The organism is Pantoea sp. JK (assembly GCF_026130245.1).
GTDB lineage: Bacteria > Pseudomonadota > Gammaproteobacteria > Enterobacterales > Enterobacteriaceae > Pantoea > Pantoea trifolii.
Genome location: NZ_JAINFN010000002.1, coordinates 498736 through 516420, shown reverse-complemented (window position 1 = coordinate 516420; position 17685 = coordinate 498736). Strand labels below are relative to the sequence as shown.

At 51.6% G+C, this 17685-nt stretch carries 19 protein-coding genes and 1 pseudogene; 10 read left to right on the top strand and 10 right to left on the bottom strand.

Annotation, left to right across the window (positions count from 1 at the left end; genetic code table 11):
• Positions 1–26 precede the first annotated feature (26 nt).
• Genes PanJK_RS06880 through PanJK_RS06870 form a run of 3 tightly spaced genes read left to right on the top strand, consistent with a single transcriptional unit; the run spans position 27 to position 3593 of the window.
• On the top strand, positions 27–1436 hold the full coding sequence (locus tag PanJK_RS06880; RefSeq protein ID WP_265298319.1) for a c-type cytochrome: 1410 nt from the start codon (positions 27–29) through the stop codon (positions 1434–1436).
• A complete protein-coding gene (locus PanJK_RS06875) occupies positions 1426–1944 on the top strand; it encodes a sorbitol dehydrogenase family protein (RefSeq protein WP_265298317.1) in 519 nt (172 codons plus the stop codon). The genes PanJK_RS06880 and PanJK_RS06875 overlap by 11 nt, the downstream gene beginning before the upstream one ends.
• Complete coding sequence (locus tag PanJK_RS06870) at positions 1941–3593, top strand: GMC family oxidoreductase (RefSeq protein WP_265298315.1); 1653 nt, start codon at positions 1941–1943, stop codon at positions 3591–3593. Before PanJK_RS06875 ends, PanJK_RS06870 begins: the two co-directional genes overlap by 4 nt.
• A gap of 73 nt (positions 3594–3666) precedes the next feature.
• On the opposite strand, the gene PanJK_RS06865 is transcribed toward PanJK_RS06870, so the two are convergent.
• Both PanJK_RS06865 and PanJK_RS06860 read right to left on the bottom strand, forming a co-directional pair.
• Positions 3667–4770 (bottom strand): NADH:flavin oxidoreductase/NADH oxidase, encoded by a 1104-nt coding sequence (locus tag PanJK_RS06865; protein ID WP_265298312.1) that lies wholly within the window; start codon positions 4768–4770, stop codon positions 3667–3669.
• 140 nt (positions 4771–4910) lie between these two features.
• Positions 4911–5750 carry a benzoate transporter gene (locus PanJK_RS06860; RefSeq protein WP_256698720.1) on the bottom strand — a complete coding sequence of 280 codons (840 nt, stop codon included), beginning with the start codon at positions 5748–5750 and terminating at the stop codon, positions 4911–4913.
• Between the two features lie 359 nt (positions 5751–6109).
• Here PanJK_RS06860 and PanJK_RS23985 point away from each other — a divergent pair, with 359 nt between their 5' ends.
• The gene (locus PanJK_RS23985; protein ID WP_372340044.1) at positions 6110–6319 is read left to right on the top strand and encodes a hypothetical protein; all 210 of its coding nucleotides are present in this window, start codon (positions 6110–6112) and stop codon (positions 6317–6319) included.
• Here PanJK_RS23985 and PanJK_RS06850 read toward each other — a convergent pair.
• On the bottom strand, positions 6297–7220 hold the full coding sequence (locus PanJK_RS06850; RefSeq protein ID WP_256698719.1) for a substrate-binding domain-containing protein: 924 nt from the start codon (positions 7218–7220) through the stop codon (positions 6297–6299). The genes PanJK_RS23985 and PanJK_RS06850 overlap by 23 nt on opposite strands.
• 310 nt (positions 7221–7530) lie before the next feature.
• On the opposite strand from PanJK_RS06850, the gene PanJK_RS06845 reads away from it, so the two are divergent.
• On the top strand, positions 7531–8535 hold the full coding sequence (locus PanJK_RS06845) for a LacI family DNA-binding transcriptional regulator (RefSeq protein ID WP_265298309.1): 1005 nt from the start codon (positions 7531–7533) through the stop codon (positions 8533–8535).
• Between the two features lie 22 nt (positions 8536–8557).
• Here the strand turns inward: PanJK_RS06845 and PanJK_RS06840 are convergent, their stop codons facing one another.
• Together PanJK_RS06840 and PanJK_RS23980 are read right to left on the bottom strand one after the other, a co-directional pair.
• Entirely contained in the window at positions 8558–9550 is a 993-nt protein-coding gene (locus PanJK_RS06840; RefSeq protein WP_179452610.1) for a sugar phosphate isomerase/epimerase family protein, read from the bottom strand.
• 229 nt (positions 9551–9779) lie between these two features.
• A pseudogene (locus tag PanJK_RS23980) lies at positions 9780–9968 on the bottom strand (LuxR C-terminal-related transcriptional regulator); the annotation flags it as partial.
• 218 nt (positions 9969–10186) lie between these two features.
• Here PanJK_RS23980 and PanJK_RS06835 point away from each other — a divergent pair.
• From PanJK_RS06835 to PanJK_RS06815, 5 genes are all read left to right on the top strand, one after another.
• Positions 10187–10645: a hypothetical protein gene (locus PanJK_RS06835; RefSeq protein ID WP_265298304.1), complete on the top strand. Its 459-nt coding sequence runs from the start codon at positions 10187–10189 to the stop codon at positions 10643–10645.
• Positions 10646–10655: 10 nt separating this feature from the next.
• On the top strand, positions 10656–11846 hold the full coding sequence (locus PanJK_RS06830) for an amidohydrolase family protein (protein WP_265298302.1): 1191 nt from the start codon (positions 10656–10658) through the stop codon (positions 11844–11846).
• A gap of 136 nt (positions 11847–11982) precedes the next feature.
• Entirely contained in the window at positions 11983–12513 is a 531-nt protein-coding gene (locus PanJK_RS06825) for a GntR family transcriptional regulator (RefSeq protein WP_414858939.1), read from the top strand.
• Positions 12513–13016: a GNAT family N-acetyltransferase gene (locus PanJK_RS06820; RefSeq protein WP_256698712.1), complete on the top strand. Its 504-nt coding sequence runs from the start codon at positions 12513–12515 to the stop codon at positions 13014–13016. Before PanJK_RS06825 ends, PanJK_RS06820 begins: the two co-directional genes overlap by 1 nt.
• 70 nt (positions 13017–13086) lie before the next feature.
• Positions 13087–13530 (top strand): VOC family protein, encoded by a 444-nt coding sequence (locus PanJK_RS06815; RefSeq protein ID WP_265298298.1) that lies wholly within the window; start codon positions 13087–13089, stop codon positions 13528–13530.
• Positions 13531–13806: 276 nt separating this feature from the next.
• Here the strand turns inward: PanJK_RS06815 and PanJK_RS06810 are convergent, their stop codons facing one another.
• The 5 genes from PanJK_RS06810 to PanJK_RS06790 all read right to left on the bottom strand — a co-directional run bounded on the left by PanJK_RS06810 (position 13807) and on the right by PanJK_RS06790 (position 17619).
• Positions 13807–14238 (bottom strand): hypothetical protein, encoded by a 432-nt coding sequence (locus PanJK_RS06810; RefSeq protein WP_256696459.1) that lies wholly within the window; start codon positions 14236–14238, stop codon positions 13807–13809.
• A gap of 95 nt (positions 14239–14333) precedes the next feature.
• Positions 14334–14543, bottom strand: coding sequence for a glycine zipper 2TM domain-containing protein (locus PanJK_RS06805; protein ID WP_061718879.1), 210 nt, complete (start codon positions 14541–14543; stop codon positions 14334–14336).
• Positions 14544–14735: 192 nt separating this feature from the next.
• Positions 14736–15467, bottom strand: coding sequence for a YoaK family protein (locus PanJK_RS06800; protein ID WP_256696460.1), 732 nt, complete (start codon positions 15465–15467; stop codon positions 14736–14738).
• A gap of 199 nt (positions 15468–15666) precedes the next feature.
• Complete coding sequence (locus PanJK_RS06795) at positions 15667–16527, bottom strand: DeoR/GlpR family DNA-binding transcription regulator (RefSeq protein ID WP_256696461.1); 861 nt, start codon at positions 16525–16527, stop codon at positions 15667–15669.
• A 144-nt stretch (positions 16528–16671) separates the two neighbouring features.
• Positions 16672–17619 (bottom strand): D-ribose ABC transporter substrate-binding protein, encoded by a 948-nt coding sequence (locus PanJK_RS06790; RefSeq protein WP_007888383.1) that lies wholly within the window; start codon positions 17617–17619, stop codon positions 16672–16674.
• Positions 17620–17685: the final 66 nt, after the last annotated feature.

The following is a 17685-nucleotide window of genomic DNA, read 5'->3' as shown; positions in this document are numbered from 1 at the left end:
ATAATTATTTACCGGAAGCAATTACAATGAAAGCAAGAAAGGTGAGACAGTGTTGTCTGCCTTTCGCGTTGAGCATTCTGATGTCTGCCACATTTTCAGCTCACGCTGAAGATGCGGCTGAGTCTGCGGCTCTTATTGCGAAAGGCAAGTATCTGGCTATTGCTGCGGACTGTGGAGCTTGCCACACCGCACCGAATCAGGGCAAGGAAATGTCGGGTGGCTATATTATCTCCTCGCCGTTGGGGAATATTTTTGCCAGTAATATCACGCCATCAAAAACCGCCGGCATTGGCGATTATAGCGAACAAGATTTTGTTAAAGCCGTGCGAAGTGGCATTAATAAACAGGGGCAGCATCTTTATCCGGCGATGCCTTACACCTCATACGCAAAAATTTCTGATGCCGATATGCACGCGCTGTATGTTTATTTTATGCACGGTGTAAAAGCAGACGATAATGTACCTCCCACCACGGATTTGCCTTTCCCGTTTAATATTCGTTCAAGTATGTTCTTCTGGAATATGCTGTTTGCCGATAATAAGCCATTTATTCCGGCAAAAGATAAATCGGATGTGGTTAATCGCGGTGATTATCTGGTCAATGCATTGGCGCACTGCGATACCTGCCATACGCCACGTAACGCGCTGATGGGGCAAAATAATGATCAGGCACTAAGCGGCGGCAGCCTGGGCAGTTGGTACGCGCCGAATATCACGCCCGATCAACAAGCCGGCATTGGCAACTGGAGCGATGCGCAAATCGCGCAATATCTCAAAACGGGCCATGTTGCAGGCAAAGCGCAGGCAGCAGGCCCGATGGCGGAAGCTGTCGAGCACAGCTTACAGCATCTGTCTGATGACGATATCAATGCGATAGTGGCTTATCTGCGGCAGATCCCCGCAGTGACTCAGGCCACCCATTCGCCACGTGACGTGCTTGGCAAACCCGCCACAGATGAAGCGGCGCTGCGCGCGGTTAAAAATCCCGATGCGGGCTGGCAGGTTTACGCCAGTTCTTGCGCTAACTGCCATCAGGCGGATGGTGCGGGCAATCACTTCTATCCTTCGCTGTTCCACAACACCGCCACCGGCGCACCACAGGCCGATAACCTGATTGCCACCATTGTCTACGGCGTACATCGCCAGGTTGATGGCAAAGATGTCGTCATGCCAGCTTTTGGCCCGGACGGATTATTTACCGATCGATTAAGCGACCAGCAAATTTCCGACGTCAGCAACTACGTGCTGAAAAACTTTGGTAATGCTCAGCTGAACGTAACGCCTGAACAGGTTAAAACCCTGCGTGAAGGTGGCGAGCGCCCACTGATTGCACGCCTGGCGCAACCTGCAGTGTGGGGTGGTGGCGCGGTAGTTGTCATTATTTTACTGGTGCTGCTGATTTCTATTTCGCGTAAGGGGAAAAAACATGGCGCATAACCTTTCCCGACGTCGTTTGCTGCAAGGTATGGGCATTTTGTCACTCGGCGCGATGTGTAATTCCCTGTTCCCGGCGCGCGCGCTGGCTGCAGAGCAGATGGCTGAAAATGGTTTTCTGACCGTTTCGCAGTTCCTGGTCAGTCGCCCGGTCGGCCCGATTTTGGGGCAGCGCTATTTCGATGCCTTAAATCGCCATAATGCCGACTTCACACACCAGCTCAGCAGCCTGCAGGCAGTGTTGCAGCAGCATAATTTTGCCCATGTCGACGATTTCCTTGCCGCATTTGGTGCAGATAATCCTGAATGGAAAACGGCAAAACGCATCATTTCAGCGTGGTACACCGGCGTTGTCGGCGACGGCAGCGATCTGGAGTTGATCGCTTATGCCGATGCGATGATGTACCTGCCCACCAAAGATATTCTGGTGGTCCCAACCTATGGCGGCGGGCCGTTCTACTGGGCAGTGACGCATGATGGCAAAGTGGCAACTACAGGAGAAGGCGCATGAGTGCACAAAAAGTCGATGCCGATGTGATCATCATTGGCTCGGGCGTGATGGGCGGGTTGATCGCCTGCCAGATGGCAAAAGCCGGTAAATCAGTCATCATCCTTGAGGCAGGCCCGCGTGTGTCTCGCCAGGAAATCGTCGAACGTTTCCGTAATTCCCCGTTCAAGATGTCGTTAACCAATGTCAAATTACAGGGCGTGGGTTCGCCTTATCCCAATCCGCCACATATTCCGTCCACCTACGGTGACTATTTGCAGCAGGTTGGGCCGGTTAAATATCCCACCAAATACCTGCGCGTTGTCGGTGGTACGACCTGGCACTTTGGCTCCGCACTGTGGCGTATGATCCCCAACGATTTCAAACTTAACACACTTTATGGTCGGGGCCGCGACTGGCCCTTTGGCTACGAAGAGCTGGAAGCGTGGTATGGCAAAGCCGAGCATGAGCTGGGCGTTTCAGGCGTCGATGGACAAGACGAAAGTGGGCAGGGTGGCAAAGCCTGGCCACCGCGATCTACACCATTCCCGATGCCGGGTTTGCCAACCAGTTATCTGTTTGATCGCCTAACTGAGATGCTGGGTAAAGGCGGTTATAATCCGGTGCTGGAACCGAACGGTCGCGCGACTAAGCCGTGGGGCAAGCGCCCAATGTGTGGCGGCAATAATAACTGCAATCCGGTTTGCCCGATCGCCGCCAAATATGATGGCTCGATGCATATCGATGAAGCGGAGCGTTTGGGAGCAAAACTGCTGGATAACGCGGTGGTGTACCGTATAGAGGCAGCGGATGATGGCAAAATTACCGGCATTTGGTATAAAAAGCCGGATGGTTCCGAGCACCATTTAACCGCCGACTACTTTGTACTGGCGGCCTACGGCATTGAATCGCCCAAGCTACTGTTGATGTCGACGTCGGAGAAATATCCCAACGGCATTGCAAACTCTTCCGATCAGGTTGGCCGCAATTTGATGGGCCACACCGGCATCAGTATGAACGTGATGATGTCGGAAGATGTGTGGCCAGGTCAGGGGCCGACCGAATTGCTGGTGTATCTGAACAACCGCGATGGCGTATTCCGCAAGGATTTCCCCAGCTACAAGATCAAAGTGCGTAACACGGTGCCAACCGCCGATTATGCTGCATCGCTGATTGAGAAAGGTGTGCTGGGCTCCAAACTGGATGCTGAAATCCGGCGCCAGTCGGCACGCTCGCTGAACTTTGCTATCGATTTTGAAACCTTGCCGCTGGCGGAAAACCGCGTTACGCCAAGCAAGACGAAAAAAGATGCGATTGGTATTCCGTTGCCGGAGATTTACTACAGCGTGACGGATTACTGGCATGCCGGAAAAGAAGCGGGGCTCAAAGATTTTCACAAGTTTGCAGAACTACTGAATGCGGAAATATTGTCGATCGATACTAAGTTCCAGGATCGCCAGCACATCATGGGCACCACCATTATGGGCGATGATCCGCATAATTCGGTAGTAAATCGTGATTGCCGCACGCATGATCATCCCAATATGTGGATTGCCGGAACCAGCGTGATGCCGTCAGCATCTTGTATGAACCCGACCTTGACCGGCGCTGCGTTGAGCTTGCGCCTGGCTGAACATATGTTGCAGACCATGAAGACGGAAGTAGCAGGTTAAGAGTGAATCGGTCGCCATAGATGGCGACCCTACATTCAACCGGTGCGCATTGATGCGCACCGGGTCAAAACCATTACTCTTTATTGGAAATCAGCGTGCCTTTCAGGCCGTGCGGCTCGGAACGCAGATACTGCGGTGGTGCTTTGGCCTGCGCACCCAATTCAGCGGCGGCATGCCACGGCCAGCGTGGGTCGTAAAGCACCGCGCGCGCCAGCGCGATCAAATCAGCATCACCTTCCTGCAAGGCTTGTTCTGCCTGCTTCGGTTCCGTAATCAAGCCAACGCCAATCACCGGAATCTTCACTTGTTTGCGGATGTCGCGGGCAAAAGGCAATTGATAGCCGGGGCCAACCGTAATTTTCTGCTGCGGTGACAGGCCGCCGCTGGAAACGTGCACGTAATCGCTGCCCGCCGCTTCAAGCTGCTGGCTAAATACAATCGACTGCTCAACATCCCAGCCACCTTCAACCCAATCCGTTGCCGAAAGGCGCACGCCAACCGCCACCGAGTCCGGCAGGGCGCTGCGCACCGCATGGAACACTTCCAGCGGGAAGCGCAGACGATTCTCCAGCGAACCGCCGTATTCATCCTCACGCTGGTTACTCAGCGGTGACAGGAACTGATGTAGCAAATAGCCGTGTGCGGCGTGTAGTTCAATTAACTGGATACCGAGTTTGGCGGCACGCTGCGCGCTATCAACGAAGGCTTGTTTCAGGCGCTCAAGATCCTTTTTCGTCAGCGCCACCGGCGCGCGATCTTCAGGATTAAAGGCTTGCGCGGAAGGCGCGACGGTTTGCCAGCCGCCTTGTTCCAGTGATAGCTGATTGCCACCGAGCCACGGCGCGGCGCAGGACGCTTTACGTCCGGCGTGACCGAGTTGAATACCAAATGGAATGTCAGAATATTGACGGATATCCTGCAGAACGCTGGCCAGCGCCGCTTCCGTTGCATCGTCCCACAAGCCTAAATCACCGGGAGAAATACGTCCGGCCGCTTCGACAGCCGTCGCCTCAATGATCAGCAAACCGGCGCCGGAAAGCGCCAGTTGCCCGAGATGAATGCGGTGCCAGGCGCTGGCTTTGCCATTCTCAGCGGAGTATTGGCACATCGGCGCGATCACGATGCGATTATCGAGCATTAACTTACCCAGTTGCGTCGCACTAAACAGTAAACTCATTGAAACCTCATCATCAGTGGCTGAATGGCTTTAAGCTTAGGGCCAAAAGCGCATTTTGCAGAGGGCTATGAGTTTGAATGTTGTAGCAAAAAGTAAGTTAAGCGGAATGTGCCCCACAGGTGAAAACCTCAGGGCAATGACTACAGAATAAATTCGCTAAATCTTGTCTGATTCTTAACCAAATAATCGGGGAAATGTTCGGCAGTAAGTTCTTGTTTGCACATTTTTCTGTCACGGCCCCAAATATCTTTGCCATTTTTCAGTGCATCAATAATATGATCGCTATTGTTGAATTGTGGTAAGTCATATTCCGTGTGCGAAATAGAAGACATTTTTTCCGATATCCGCTCTGGCCGCATAATCCATGAAAAGTGCCAGCCTGCAGATGTAATATTTTTATTACGTAGCTTGAAGAGCGTCCATTTCATAAAGCTGGATTTAATTGGGCTTTTTTTTATATTTCGGAAATCTTCTGGTTTACCGGCAAAGAAACCTTTAAGATTTTTAAGTGATGCCGCCCGGGGCAATGAACACACGCGCGGAACGCCATTAGTATTGAAAACCTGCAGATTGAACTGATAATTGTAGAAATTCATGTGCAGCGAGGTGCAAAGTCTGCGTTTATTAATTTTTACTATAACCTTGGGATTGGGTATTTCATCAACGTCGGAAACGATAATAATATCGTCGTCATTGGCGGATTCTAAACCTCTCATGATGGCATTTCGTGTATGGGCTTCGTTCTTCCATGCATTGACGACATTATTTGTGAAAAAGGGCGGCTCGTCATAAACGACATAAATAATCTTATGCTTAAATTTAGCGAATTTATTCACATTGAAATGCAAATTTCGCGGCTTACCGGTGAAAGTATGTGTGGATTCAACAATCACGAAGTAGTCGACGACGTCATTCAAAGTATGTAACCGAATGTCGAGTAACATATCTTCGTCATAGTATAAAAAACAATCATAAATCATAGCGATTCCGCTTAAGCTATTCTGGGTTCATTTGCCCACCTCTGATTGTAAGTATTCTGTCATATATTTATCAATTAATGCTAATAACTGATAAAAAAAACAACTCCCTGTTTTCATTTATGTCGATAAAAACGTCACCGGTCGCCATCCGCAGGCTGTGTCACTACCGGTGCGCACAGCCAACGCATGCGCTGCACGTTGCCAGCGTGCCATCACCTTTTCAACGAAGGAAATTACTTTATGCCCACTATTTTGGGCTTAACCGATCGGCATTACCCATGAATGGCGACCCTTATATCTCGATCATTCTCCTCCGGGTGCTATGATCCCCGACTGATCATCGGGAAGTTGCGGGTGAGATGGCTGGAGCCGTTCGGCGACTGCCATATCTGCATGGCGCGTACAGCGAGCCGCTGGCCACCTTCCTGCACGATGAAGGCTATGACGTCAGCGTTGAAAACCCTGCCCGCATTAAGCGCTTCGGCCAGGCCGAACTGAACAATATGTCTTGCCAGGTACTGGCAAGACGGTATCTACAAAGCGGTGTTACTTCTGATTCTTACTGGTGAATTCCTGATAATTTTCTTTAGTCACCGTTTGATAAGGCACCCAGTTGTAGGCTTCGGTCTTTTTACCGCTCAGCATGTCGTAAGCAACATCGACTGCGCCGGTTGCCTGACCTTTAGCATCCTGGAAAATCGTTACCGCCATTTTGCCGTTCTTAATAAACTGCAAACCATCTGGCGTGCCATCGATACCGGCGACTAACACATTGCTTTTCTTAAGCTGATCGAGCGCCATAATTGCCCCGATCGCCATTTCATCGTTGTTGGCGATGATGGCATTGATATCGTTACCATCCTGCAACCATGACAAAGTTTTATCGACCGCTTCGTTGCGCTGCCAGTTGGCGCTCTGTTTCTGGATCACTTTCAGACCAGGATGATCCTTAACATAATCTTCAACCGCTTTGGTACGCTGACGCGCTTCCTCAGTGGAAAGGGCACCCATCAGAATGGCGATATTGCCTTTGTTATCCAGACGCTTGGCTAACGCTTCGATCTCCATCTTGCCGCTTAACGCAGAATCAGAACCGACATAGGCCATTTTGCCGGTCAATTTCACTTCGGGTTTACGGTTGACGAAGATCAGCGGGATATTGGCTTTCTGCGCGGCGGCGATTACTGGCATCACGCCTTGCGTATCCACCGGGTTGATGATGATCGCGTCCGCACCCTGATTGATGAAATCATCCACCTGCTGAATTTGCAGGGACACATCACCTTTGGCATCGGCAAACTGGCTGTTGAGCCCTTTGTCTTTGAGCTGCTTCTCCATCTGACTACGCAGGATGGAAACGAAATTGAGATCGAGGTTAGCCAAAGCGACGCCAACCATGTAGGTTTTCGCCTGGGCAGTGAACACACTGAGCAAACAGCAGATAAGCATTACTACCTTGAATAATTTCATTTTTTTATCTCTGTAGGGGAGGTTTGTTTTATTTTGCATCCGGGTGCAAAGTTGGCCAGATTGCTGCCGCTGATTGACATCATGTTCATAAGGGCAACGTGATGTTCTGTCTTCACTCTCAAGTACGGTTGAAAAATAGTCAACGCAGCAAAAATTGATTTCATCACCACGATCACAAAATCATCACGATTTGCACCCGAGTGCATAATAGAAATGCAACCGGGTGCAAAGTTTGCGAAAGTCGCCTCTTGCTAACGTGAGGAATCGCTCTATGCTCACTTTTTGCCAGGCAATTAGCGGAAGGGAGCCGATGACGAGAACAGTGAAAAAGGCCACGGCCAGCGATGTGGCCATTCTTGCGGGCGTGTCGAAATGGACGGTATCGCGTGCTTTTATGCCCGGCGCTTCGATTTCCGAGAAGGCACGCGAGAAGGTGATGCGCATCGCTAAAGAGCTGGGATATCGCCCCAATTTGCTGGCGCGCAGCCTGGTGAAGAAGAGGACGCATATCATTGGCGTGGTGATCGACGAGCTAAAGAATCCGCATACGCTGATGATCCTCAATGAAGCCACGCAGCAGCTGCAACGCCGTGGTTACATGGCGCTGATCCTCAACATCACCGATGGCGAACCGTATCGATCGGTGATGACGCAGGCGGATCAATTGCAGATCGACGGCGTTCTGTTTCTCGGCACGGTGTTATCGGCGCAGCTGATTACGCTAGTGGAGGACATGTATAACATTCCGCTGGTGCAGCTGTGTCGCAATACGCATGCGCAGGGCATTGATGTGGTGGCGATTGATGGTTATGCCGCAGGGAAACAAATCGCCGAACTTTTGCTGGCGCAGGGCGCGCAGCGTTTTGGCTTTATGCAAGGTCCGGATACACCGACGTCTCATCTGCTGCGCAAAGAGGGATTTGAAGCTACGCTGCAACAAGCGGGATGCCAGATTAATGTACTGCTAAAAGCGGGCTGTTACGATCGCGCGCGTAGCTGGCAGGCGATGAGTGATTACCTGCAACAGCCGGACGCGCCTGTGATTGATGCGCTGTTCTGTGAAAACGATGTGCTGGCGCTCGGTGCGATGGAAGCAATGCGCGTCGCGCCAAATATGCCCAAGATTGCGGTGGTGGGATTTGATGATATCGAAGAAGCCAGCGCGCCAGGCTGCCAGCTCACCACCTTTAGTCAGCGGATAGATCTGCTGATCGCCGAAGCGTTGAACCGCTTGATTGATGGTCGCGAGGGTGCTGATGAGCGTTGGCGCCACGGTGAAATGCGTGTGCGCCGTTCGCATTTGCGGTCGCCATGAATGGCGACCCTACGGCGTAAAATTACTGCTCGATGCTGGTCAGCAGCGCATTCTGAATAATTCTTTGCGCTTTTAGTGGGTTTTGCTCGCGCTGTGCTTCCTGCAAGGCGGCGATATCCAGCTTATCCAGCGCGCGATAAATATGTTTGAGGAAGCGGATCGACAGATTTGCAGCTTCGACATGATCTTCGCGGAACGGGAATTGATCGAGCTGCCATACGCCGTCCCAGTTGTTGATCTTCAGTACATAGAAGAACTCAAAAATCTCGGTCATGTGCACGGTGCCGACGACCAGATCGTCATCCCAACCGCGCAGGTTGTCGTTGACGTCCATACCAAACAGGCGGCCGCGATCGATAATCAGCTGGGCGGAATCCGCCGGCGACTCCCCAGCAAACAGCGCATGACCGAAATCGAGCAATACGCCGACATTATCGAGGCCAATGTCCTCGATGCCAAGCAGCGTACGCGCCGCCGAATCCCAAGTCATTTTCACACGCGGTTCACGCGGTTTGTACTCAATCGCAAATTTAACGTCAGGATTGGCGCTCGCCAGTTCGCGCATGCCATCCACCGCCATCTTCCACAAGTTTTTATGATCGACCTGGAACGGATAATCCCAACCGTCCTGACCTGGCCAGACTTTCACGTAGTTAGCGCCCAACTCACGCACCACGGTGGCGGCTTCATGCATCAAATCAAACGCCTGTTTGCGAATGGCAGCATCCGGATTGGTAAAGGCACCGCGTGAGAAGCGACGCAGGTAAATTTCTGGCGTGACGCCGATGGCTTTCAATCCGGCATCGGCCAGCGCTTGTTTCACCTGCGCGACCGTGACGCCTTCAGTGAAGGGATAGGGCACATCAACGTAGGAAAGATCCTCGACGCTGCCAGCGAGTTTAATCTGATCAAGCGTACTGAGCGCCGGTCCGTAACCATCTACGGCGTAGCGATCGATATAGTTGGCAAAGTGCCACAAGCCGGCACCGAATTTCGGATACGTGTAGGAACTCATTCGACCTTCTCCTCAGATGATTGCATTTGTGAATATATATTCACATTGGATTATATATTCCATTCTGCACCTCGATGTGCGCACTTAACCAGCAATCAGTGGAGAAAATGCAACCACAATCACACAAAATCACTTAAACCGTAGGGTCGCCATTCATGGCGACCAGGTTTGTACAAGGTTGGTGGCGTAATGCTTGTGAATCGGTCGCCATGAATGGCGACCCTACGTTTTACATCTTTGCCTGATAACCCATTCGGCTTAACCGGCTGAATAACTCTTTATTATTGGCGCAGTTAAGTTTGCGAATAATACTTTGCCGGTGATGGCTAATGGTTTTACAACTGAGATGTAGCTTGTGCCCAATGTCGGTGAGATTGCTGGTTTGCCCCAACATGCGCAATAAACCAAATTCACGCGGTGAAAGGGATTGTTTGGTGCGACGAACACCAACAGCTCACCTTTTACTCTTTTTGCTACGTACTTGATCCCGCAAGTCTCAACCCAAAGAAAGAAATTTTCGATGAAAAACCCACCAATCCCTTGCGTTAAGAAATATTGCTAGCAATAAAGTTAGAGTGGCATATCCCTTGCTTTACTCCTGACATCGCAAGATGTGTGTTCAATCAGGAGGCCGTTATGTCATCGCCGCAGGTTATGTGGGATATCGCCAGCCATCAGCGTTACGCCTACAGCTCAATCGAACATCAGGTATTGCCCGTGTGGCCAAAAGGTAAAGGTCTGGCGCTGTATATCGCCATGAATCTGGAGCATTTCGCGTTTGGCTTGCCGGAAGGCGCGAAGCTGTCGCAAGGGGCGAATCGTCTCGACGTGCTGAACTATGCGTGGCGCGACTACGGCAATCGGGTCGGCGGCTGGTATCTGGCCGATCTGTTTGCCGAACTGGGTATTCCGCCAGCGGTTATTGCCAACACCGCCATCATCGATTATTGCCCGCAGCTGCTCGATCGCTGGGTAAGCCTGCCCGGCAGTGAACTGGTCGGCCACGGTCATACCAACTCGCAGCGTCAGGGCGAACTGAGCCGTGAAAATGAGTTTGCGCTGATCGCCCGCTGCCAGCAGCGACTCACCGAATAGGAGATCGCCGATGGAAAGTGTGTTAATTCAACATGTCATGCCGTTTGATGAGAATCAGCGCGTAGACCTGTTGCTCGAAAATGGCGTTATCGCGACGCGTGGGCATAATTTGCCGATGCCCGCAGGCGCAAAAGTCATCGATGCCAGCGGCATGCAGGCATTTCCTGGCTTAGTGGATGGCCACGCTCATCTCGACAAAACCTTGCTGGGACGCGACTGGTATCGCAACGAAGTGCCACGCAATCTGGCGGCGATCATCGCCAATGAACGCGATTATCGCCGCAAGCAGCAGCCCGATCCGCAGGTGCAGTCAGAACGTATCACGCGTCGCGCCATCGCGGCAGGTACCTCATTTATTCGCACCCATGTTGATATTGATAACGAAATCGGTCTGGCGAATCTGGAAGGCGTGCTGGAAACACGGCGTCGGCTGGCCGATCAGGTGGATATTGAGATAGTGGCGTTTCCGCAAAGCGGCATTTTGCAAAGTCCCGGCACTGAAGTGCTGTTGGATCGCGCGCTGCAAATGGGCGCCGAGCTAGTGGGCGGTTTAGATCCCTGTTCATACGATAAAGATCCGGTACGCCATCTGCAGATCATCTTCGAGCTGGCGGTTCGTCACGGCAAAAAAGTGGATATTCATCTGCACGAACGCGGTGAACTGGGCGCGTTTAGCCTTGAGTTGCTGATTGATTTTACCCGCCGTTATCAGATGCATAATCGCGTCACGCTCAGCCACGGCTTCTGTCTCGGCATGGTCGAACCGGCGCGCCAACAACAGTTTGCCGAAGAGATGGCGGAGCTGGGAATGTCGGTTGCAACAACCGCGCCGGCGGATATCGCGGTTCCGCCTTATGAATTGCTCACCGACGCGGGCGTGGCATTTTGCGCCGGTAATGACGGCGTGCGCGATACCTGGAGCCCTTACGGCAGCGGCGATATGTTGCAACGCGCCGTCACCATGGGGCTGCGCTATCGCTGGCGTCAGGATCGCCAGATTATGCGCGCGGCGCACACCATTACCTTTGGCGGTGCCCGCGTGATGACGCTGGACAATTATGGTTTGCAGCCCGGCAATCGCGCCGATTTGGTGTTGATTCCCGGCCGTAGCATGGTGGAAGCGCTGGTGGAGTTGCCGCGCGACCGTAAGGTATTCAAAGGCGGCAAACTGATCGCCGCTGACGGGGAGTGCCTGTTCTGATGAGCGAAAAAGTAACCCGACTGCGCGCCGCGTGGGTGGTGGGCTATCGAGATGGCGATCACTGCCTGCTGGCGGATGGCGAAGTGGTGTGGCAGGGCGAACGCATTGCAACCATGTGCAGGCGGCGCTGCAGCGCATGGCGTTGCAACACATCGTCACCATCGAACCTAATGTCGGCGCCATTGTTGAGCAGCCATCAGCCACCACCGCGCGTGAGATCTTCACGGCTCGCCATGCCATTGAATCGGCCATAATTGCCTGCATTACACCGCAAAAAATGGCGGCGTTTGCCGTGCAATTGCAGCAGCAACAAAAAGAAGAACATGAAGCGATTAACAGCCAGGAACGACAGCGGGTGGTGTATCAGCTTGGCGCGTTTCATCTGCTGCTGGGCAAAATTGCCGACAACAAAGTGCTGGAAGATATTCTCAATAATTTGATGGTGTTAAGTTCGTTAATTGTGATGCTGTATCAGCGCAATGAGATGCCGGTTTGTCAGTGCGACGAGCATCAGCACATCATTGATGAACTGATTGCCGGCAATACCGCTAAAGCGCAGCAGCTGATGCGCGATCATCTTATTGAGCTGGAGCAGCAGCTGGATATTTCTGAAGCGTCACCGTATGCCATGACGCTGGTGCAGGCTCTTCATAAAGCGGAGGAATAATGGAATTAGAAACAACCCGACTGCGGCTGGAACCCTTTGAACTCGCGCATTTTGACGGACTGCGGGCGATGGAAAACGACCCGGAAATTATGCGTTATATCAGTAATGGCGTGGTTAAAACGCCAGAAGAAACCCTGGCGAGTATTGAACGCGTTCAATCGCGTTGGCAGCAATATGGTTTTTCCTGGTGGGCGATGCGGGAAAAAGCGTCTGGCGAAATCGTTGGTGCGTGCTGCCTGCAGCATTTAGCCAATCAGGATGGCGCGCCGTTGGAAATAGGCTGGCGTCTTAATGCTAATTATCACGGTAAAGGTTTTGCCACAGAAGCCGCGCAGGCGATGGTTAAGTTTGCGGTCGAACATGTCGGGGTTAACTATCTGGTCGCGGTGGCCGATCCTGAAAATGCCGCATCGCAAAAGGTGATGCAGCGGCTGGGCATGACCTACAAAGCGATTGAGCAACACTACGATGTGCCTTGCGTGGTGTATGAGCTGCATATTTAGGCATTCATGAACAAGTGCCAGCAACAATTTATGACATATTCCTGTTTTGGTGATTTCACAGGAATGGAATATGGAACAGCACGATATTGGTTTTAGCCACATAGCGCTGCAAGTGAGAAATTTAGAACGCAGCATCGACTTCTATCAACGTTACGCAGGGATGCAGGTGATCCATGAGCGTGAACCCGGCATTGCAGAAGCGCAAAAAGTCGCATGGCTTTCTGATTTGACGCGTCCGTTTGCGCTGGTGCTGGTGCAATCTCAAACCACGGTGGATACTCCTTTAGGGCCGTTTGGTCACATTGGCGTTGCGTGCGACAGCAAAGAAGAGATTGATGCCAAAGTTATTTTGGCAGAACGCGAAGGCGTGTTACGCCGACCCGCGCAGCAATCATCCGCGCCAGTAGGCTATTGGGCATTTTTCGCCGATCCAGATGGCAACACGCTTGAGCTTTCATACGGCCAGCAGATTGGCCTTGAGATTATTACCAGCCGCCTTAATGCGGATGTTTGATCAGAAGCGTCACTCGAAAGGGTGACGGTTGATATCGGGATTAGGTGAGGTTTTGGTGCGCGTTCAGATACTTCATTTAACATAATATACATTATACGCCCTTTAGATGTGGCGGCTAAATTCAGATGTCGTCTCTGAATTAGCTTTAAATCCCCACAAGCTCGGCATCATTCAACCACACTCTGTTAAAGCGTGAAACAGCTCGTTCTCTTGAACGTACCGCTCGTCAGGTGCTGCGGGTTTTCTGGATGATGACCGGAGAGAATCGCCCTACGGTTATTTCCTGATACTGACTAATTCACGAAGTGTTGCTGGCTCGAATTCAGGAAATGCCACAAAGATGTCGTCACCTTTCATGTCATAAATTTGCTGGAAATAAGATTTTGCACCATCTCCCGCACCCAGCGCATAAAGTGCACGCGCGAGCGTCATTCGAGAAAGAATCTGGTTTTGTTGCGCTTCCCATTCAAGGGCTTCTTTTGCTGCCTCAATGGCTTCTAGATAGCGCTGACATTGGATTAATACCGCGCCGTAGCCGCTCATAATCCAATAATAGATATCATTATCTCGCAAATGCGCTTTAGCGACTTCAGCTGCAGCAGCCCATGAACAGGCTGCTGCCTCTTTTTCACCCAGCGTATCCAACGAAATACCCTGATTGGCTAAATCGAAGGCTTTTTCTTGCCAGCTTTTATGGTGGAACTCCATGTCATCGCCTCTTTTATCGTAGGAATAAACAGAATCTCCTATGTAGCATAAATGCGTTATTAATGAAGTTCCTTATTTAGGCGTGGAAGTATTAATTAACGGCTCACTTCATGTCCAATCAAACCACCGATTGCCGCACCGCCCAGCGTACCAAAGGTGCTGCCACCGGTAAGCACCGCCCCACCTACCGCACCAACACCAGCACCAATCGCGGTATTTCTGCCACGATGCGACATGCCACAAGCGGTAACAGAAAACATAACCAGCACCACAATAGCGATATTACAGCTGCGTTTTAAAAGCATACAAAGCCTCACTGCCATGAATAGATGGCATGCAAAAGTTGTTTATTTGATTGTTGTTAAAATACCCAATCTGTTGTGACTGGCACTGCTCGTCGGCGTGAATTTAAGGTGTTTTACGCTGAGGTGGAAGGTAAAAATTCCTATTTGGTGCTGGTACTAGCGAGGCGGCGAGAAAGTCACCGCCTCATCAGATTATGAGGCCGTCCGCTTTACGCGCGCCACCGTTCTCACCATCGCCAACGTGGCAACAATCACTAGTAAGCCACCCACCATCGCCATGGCTTTAAAACCAAGATGTTTAAACATCATTAGGCCGATAATCCCGCCAATCAGGAAAGAGAAAATGGTAGTCAGATGCGTCCACAGCTGACGTTTCTGGCCCGAAAGTTGTTTCGACGGATCGCGGCGGAACAGCGCCGCTAATACTGATGCCAGTGAAATCCCGGCATCGGTTAAGGTGCCGGTAATATGGGTTGAGCGCACGCGGCCATTGGATAACTGCGTTGAGGTTGAATTATGTACGCCCATCAGGAAGCCGAGAATAACAATAACCTCCCGGTTATTGGCCGATGAATAAAAGAACATTTCAAACAGCGATAACGCGATTAAGGCCAGCCCTTCAACCCACAATATTTGGCAGAATATAATACGATTGCCATTGGCTAATCCGCTGATCACCACCATTCTCGCCGTGACTGCACCACAAACAAAGGCAAACAGGATGGTGGCTAAAAAGGTGATATCTCGGAAGTTAACGTTCGACACTTCACTGGATAATTGTGAGGTATTACCTGACATGTGTGAGGGGAAAAAGCCAAACGCCCCCAAAGCGATCGCATTGAGCACGCCGGCTGCGGTGGCGAGCCACATTGCCAGATTCCTGTCCTCATCGTGCGTTCGTGTGCGCTTAAGTTTAATCAGCATCAGATACCTCATCATTCTGAACCAGGGCCGAATATTAAACATAGAGCACTACGGCGCGTTCATGACCAGGAAATTCCCGAATAAGACGCTGAACATATTAAAGAAAGTAAAAAAATCAACGAGGCGGGAATATATTTAAATTAATGTAAAGATTGGCATACCATATATCTCCAGGTCGCCATTTAGAGGGACCCTCTTTTTACGAATCAACCGAATGATTTATTTTCATTGGGGCGACCACCACATTTACACCTAAATCCTGCATACGACGTAAAATAGGTACCGGCGTGCCCTGATTGACAATCACCACATCGAATTCACTGAGATGCGCAAAGCGGTGCAGCGCGCGACGTTCAAACTTGGTGTTATCCATCATCAGAATGCGCTTCTGTGCGGCGTCAAACATCGCGCGTTTGGTTTCCACCGTTTCAGCAGATTGATGGAACACCGCATCGTCGATAATCGCAGACATGCTGACGAAGAACACGTCGGCGCGCAGGCTGGCAATTTCATCCCGCGTCATACGGCCCATAAACGCATTGCACCAGTGATAGAACTGTCCGCCTAAGCCCATCAACGTGATATCGCGGCCGTTGCGTAGCTCGTTCATCAAGGTCAGTGAATTGGTGATTACCGTTAGCGGCGCGCGTGCGGAGAGTAACCGCGCCATCTGTAGCACGGTGGTGGAATCATCGAGGAAAATCGCCTGGCCCGGTTCGAGATAGGTGGCGGCGACATCGGCAATCGCCTGCTTCTCTTCCAGTTGACGCGTGGCGCGGTAGATATCGCTGGATTCAACCAGGCTGGTTGGCGTCGCAGAGACCACGCCGCGCGATTTATGCAGCAGTCCGCGTTCGACCATCTCGTCAATATCACGATGCGCGGTCATCAAACTGATGCCGAAGCGATCGGTGATATCTTCGATGCGAATCGCCCCTTCAGCCATCACCGCTTCGGCGATTAACTGGCGACGGGCGAGCTGGCGCGCCTGACGGCTATCGCTGGGTAGGGTTTCGGCCATAAATACGCCAAGGGAAGAGTCCTGCGGGTTGTGGGCCATATTTCATCCGGGAAAGTGAAGCGGAAAGCGGGTTCGGCACTCATTACAGCGTTTAAAATGGGTTTTGGCAAATTGTCCGGATCGTATATTCATGTCGTTATAATCAGGTCGCCATAAATGGCGACCCTACGTGATTTTGGTTATTTACTGCTTCAACACAAACGGTGAAGCAAAGTTACCGGCGTTCTCTTTGGTGATCAGAATGCAGTCAAACAGCTGCTTCTCCGATGCCGCACCGGTTTTCCCGGTTTTCAGGAAGCTATCCGCCTGCTCTACCGCTTTCTGCGCGAACTGCGCTACCGGCTGCATCACGGTGTAAGCCAGCGTACCGGCTTTCACCGCGTCGACCGCATCCGGTGAACCGTCAAAACCGCCGACTTTGATCTGATTCAGCTTGCCCGCTTCTTTCAATGCAGCGATCGCGCCCAGCGCCATTTCATCATTACCGCTGATCACGCCTTTGATATTGGGATTGGCCTGCAGCAGCGACTGCATTTTGTTGAAGCCTTGAGTGCGATCCCAGTTAGCCACTTCCTGGCCGACTTTCTTCAGCGTAGGGTATTGCGTCAGCACGGTGTCGAAGCCATTGGCGCGGGTGGCGGCGTTATTATCTGACGGCGGGCCAACCAGCTCGACATAGTTCGCGGTATCGCCCACCTGCTTCACCCACTCCATCGCGCCAACCGCCGCGCCCTGCGCGTTGTTGGATACTAGCTGCGCTTTGGCGAGGCCGCTCTGATTCAGTTCGGCGTTGATGATAAACACCGGAATATTGGCGGCGATGGCTTTTTTCACCGAGCCGACCGAGCCATCGGCGTTAGCCGGGTCGAGAATAATCGCTTTCGATTTATTAGTGATCGCCGTATCAATCAGCTGGCTTTCAGTATTGGTATCGCCTTTGTGCGCACTGACTTTGGCGCTGTAGCCCAGCTTTTCAGCGGCTTTCTGCGCCACCTGACCTTCCGTAAGCCAATAAGGGTTGGAAGGATCGTTAACGATGATGGTCATTAACCCGTTATCTGCCCAGGTGGGTGCAGCAAAAGTGGTGATGGCCATAGCCGCGGCCGCGATGAAGAGACGTTTAGTAAACATAGTTGGTGCTCCGTTATTATATGGGGTACAGGTTTTACGGATATCCGCGCGCTGCTGAAACCGCGC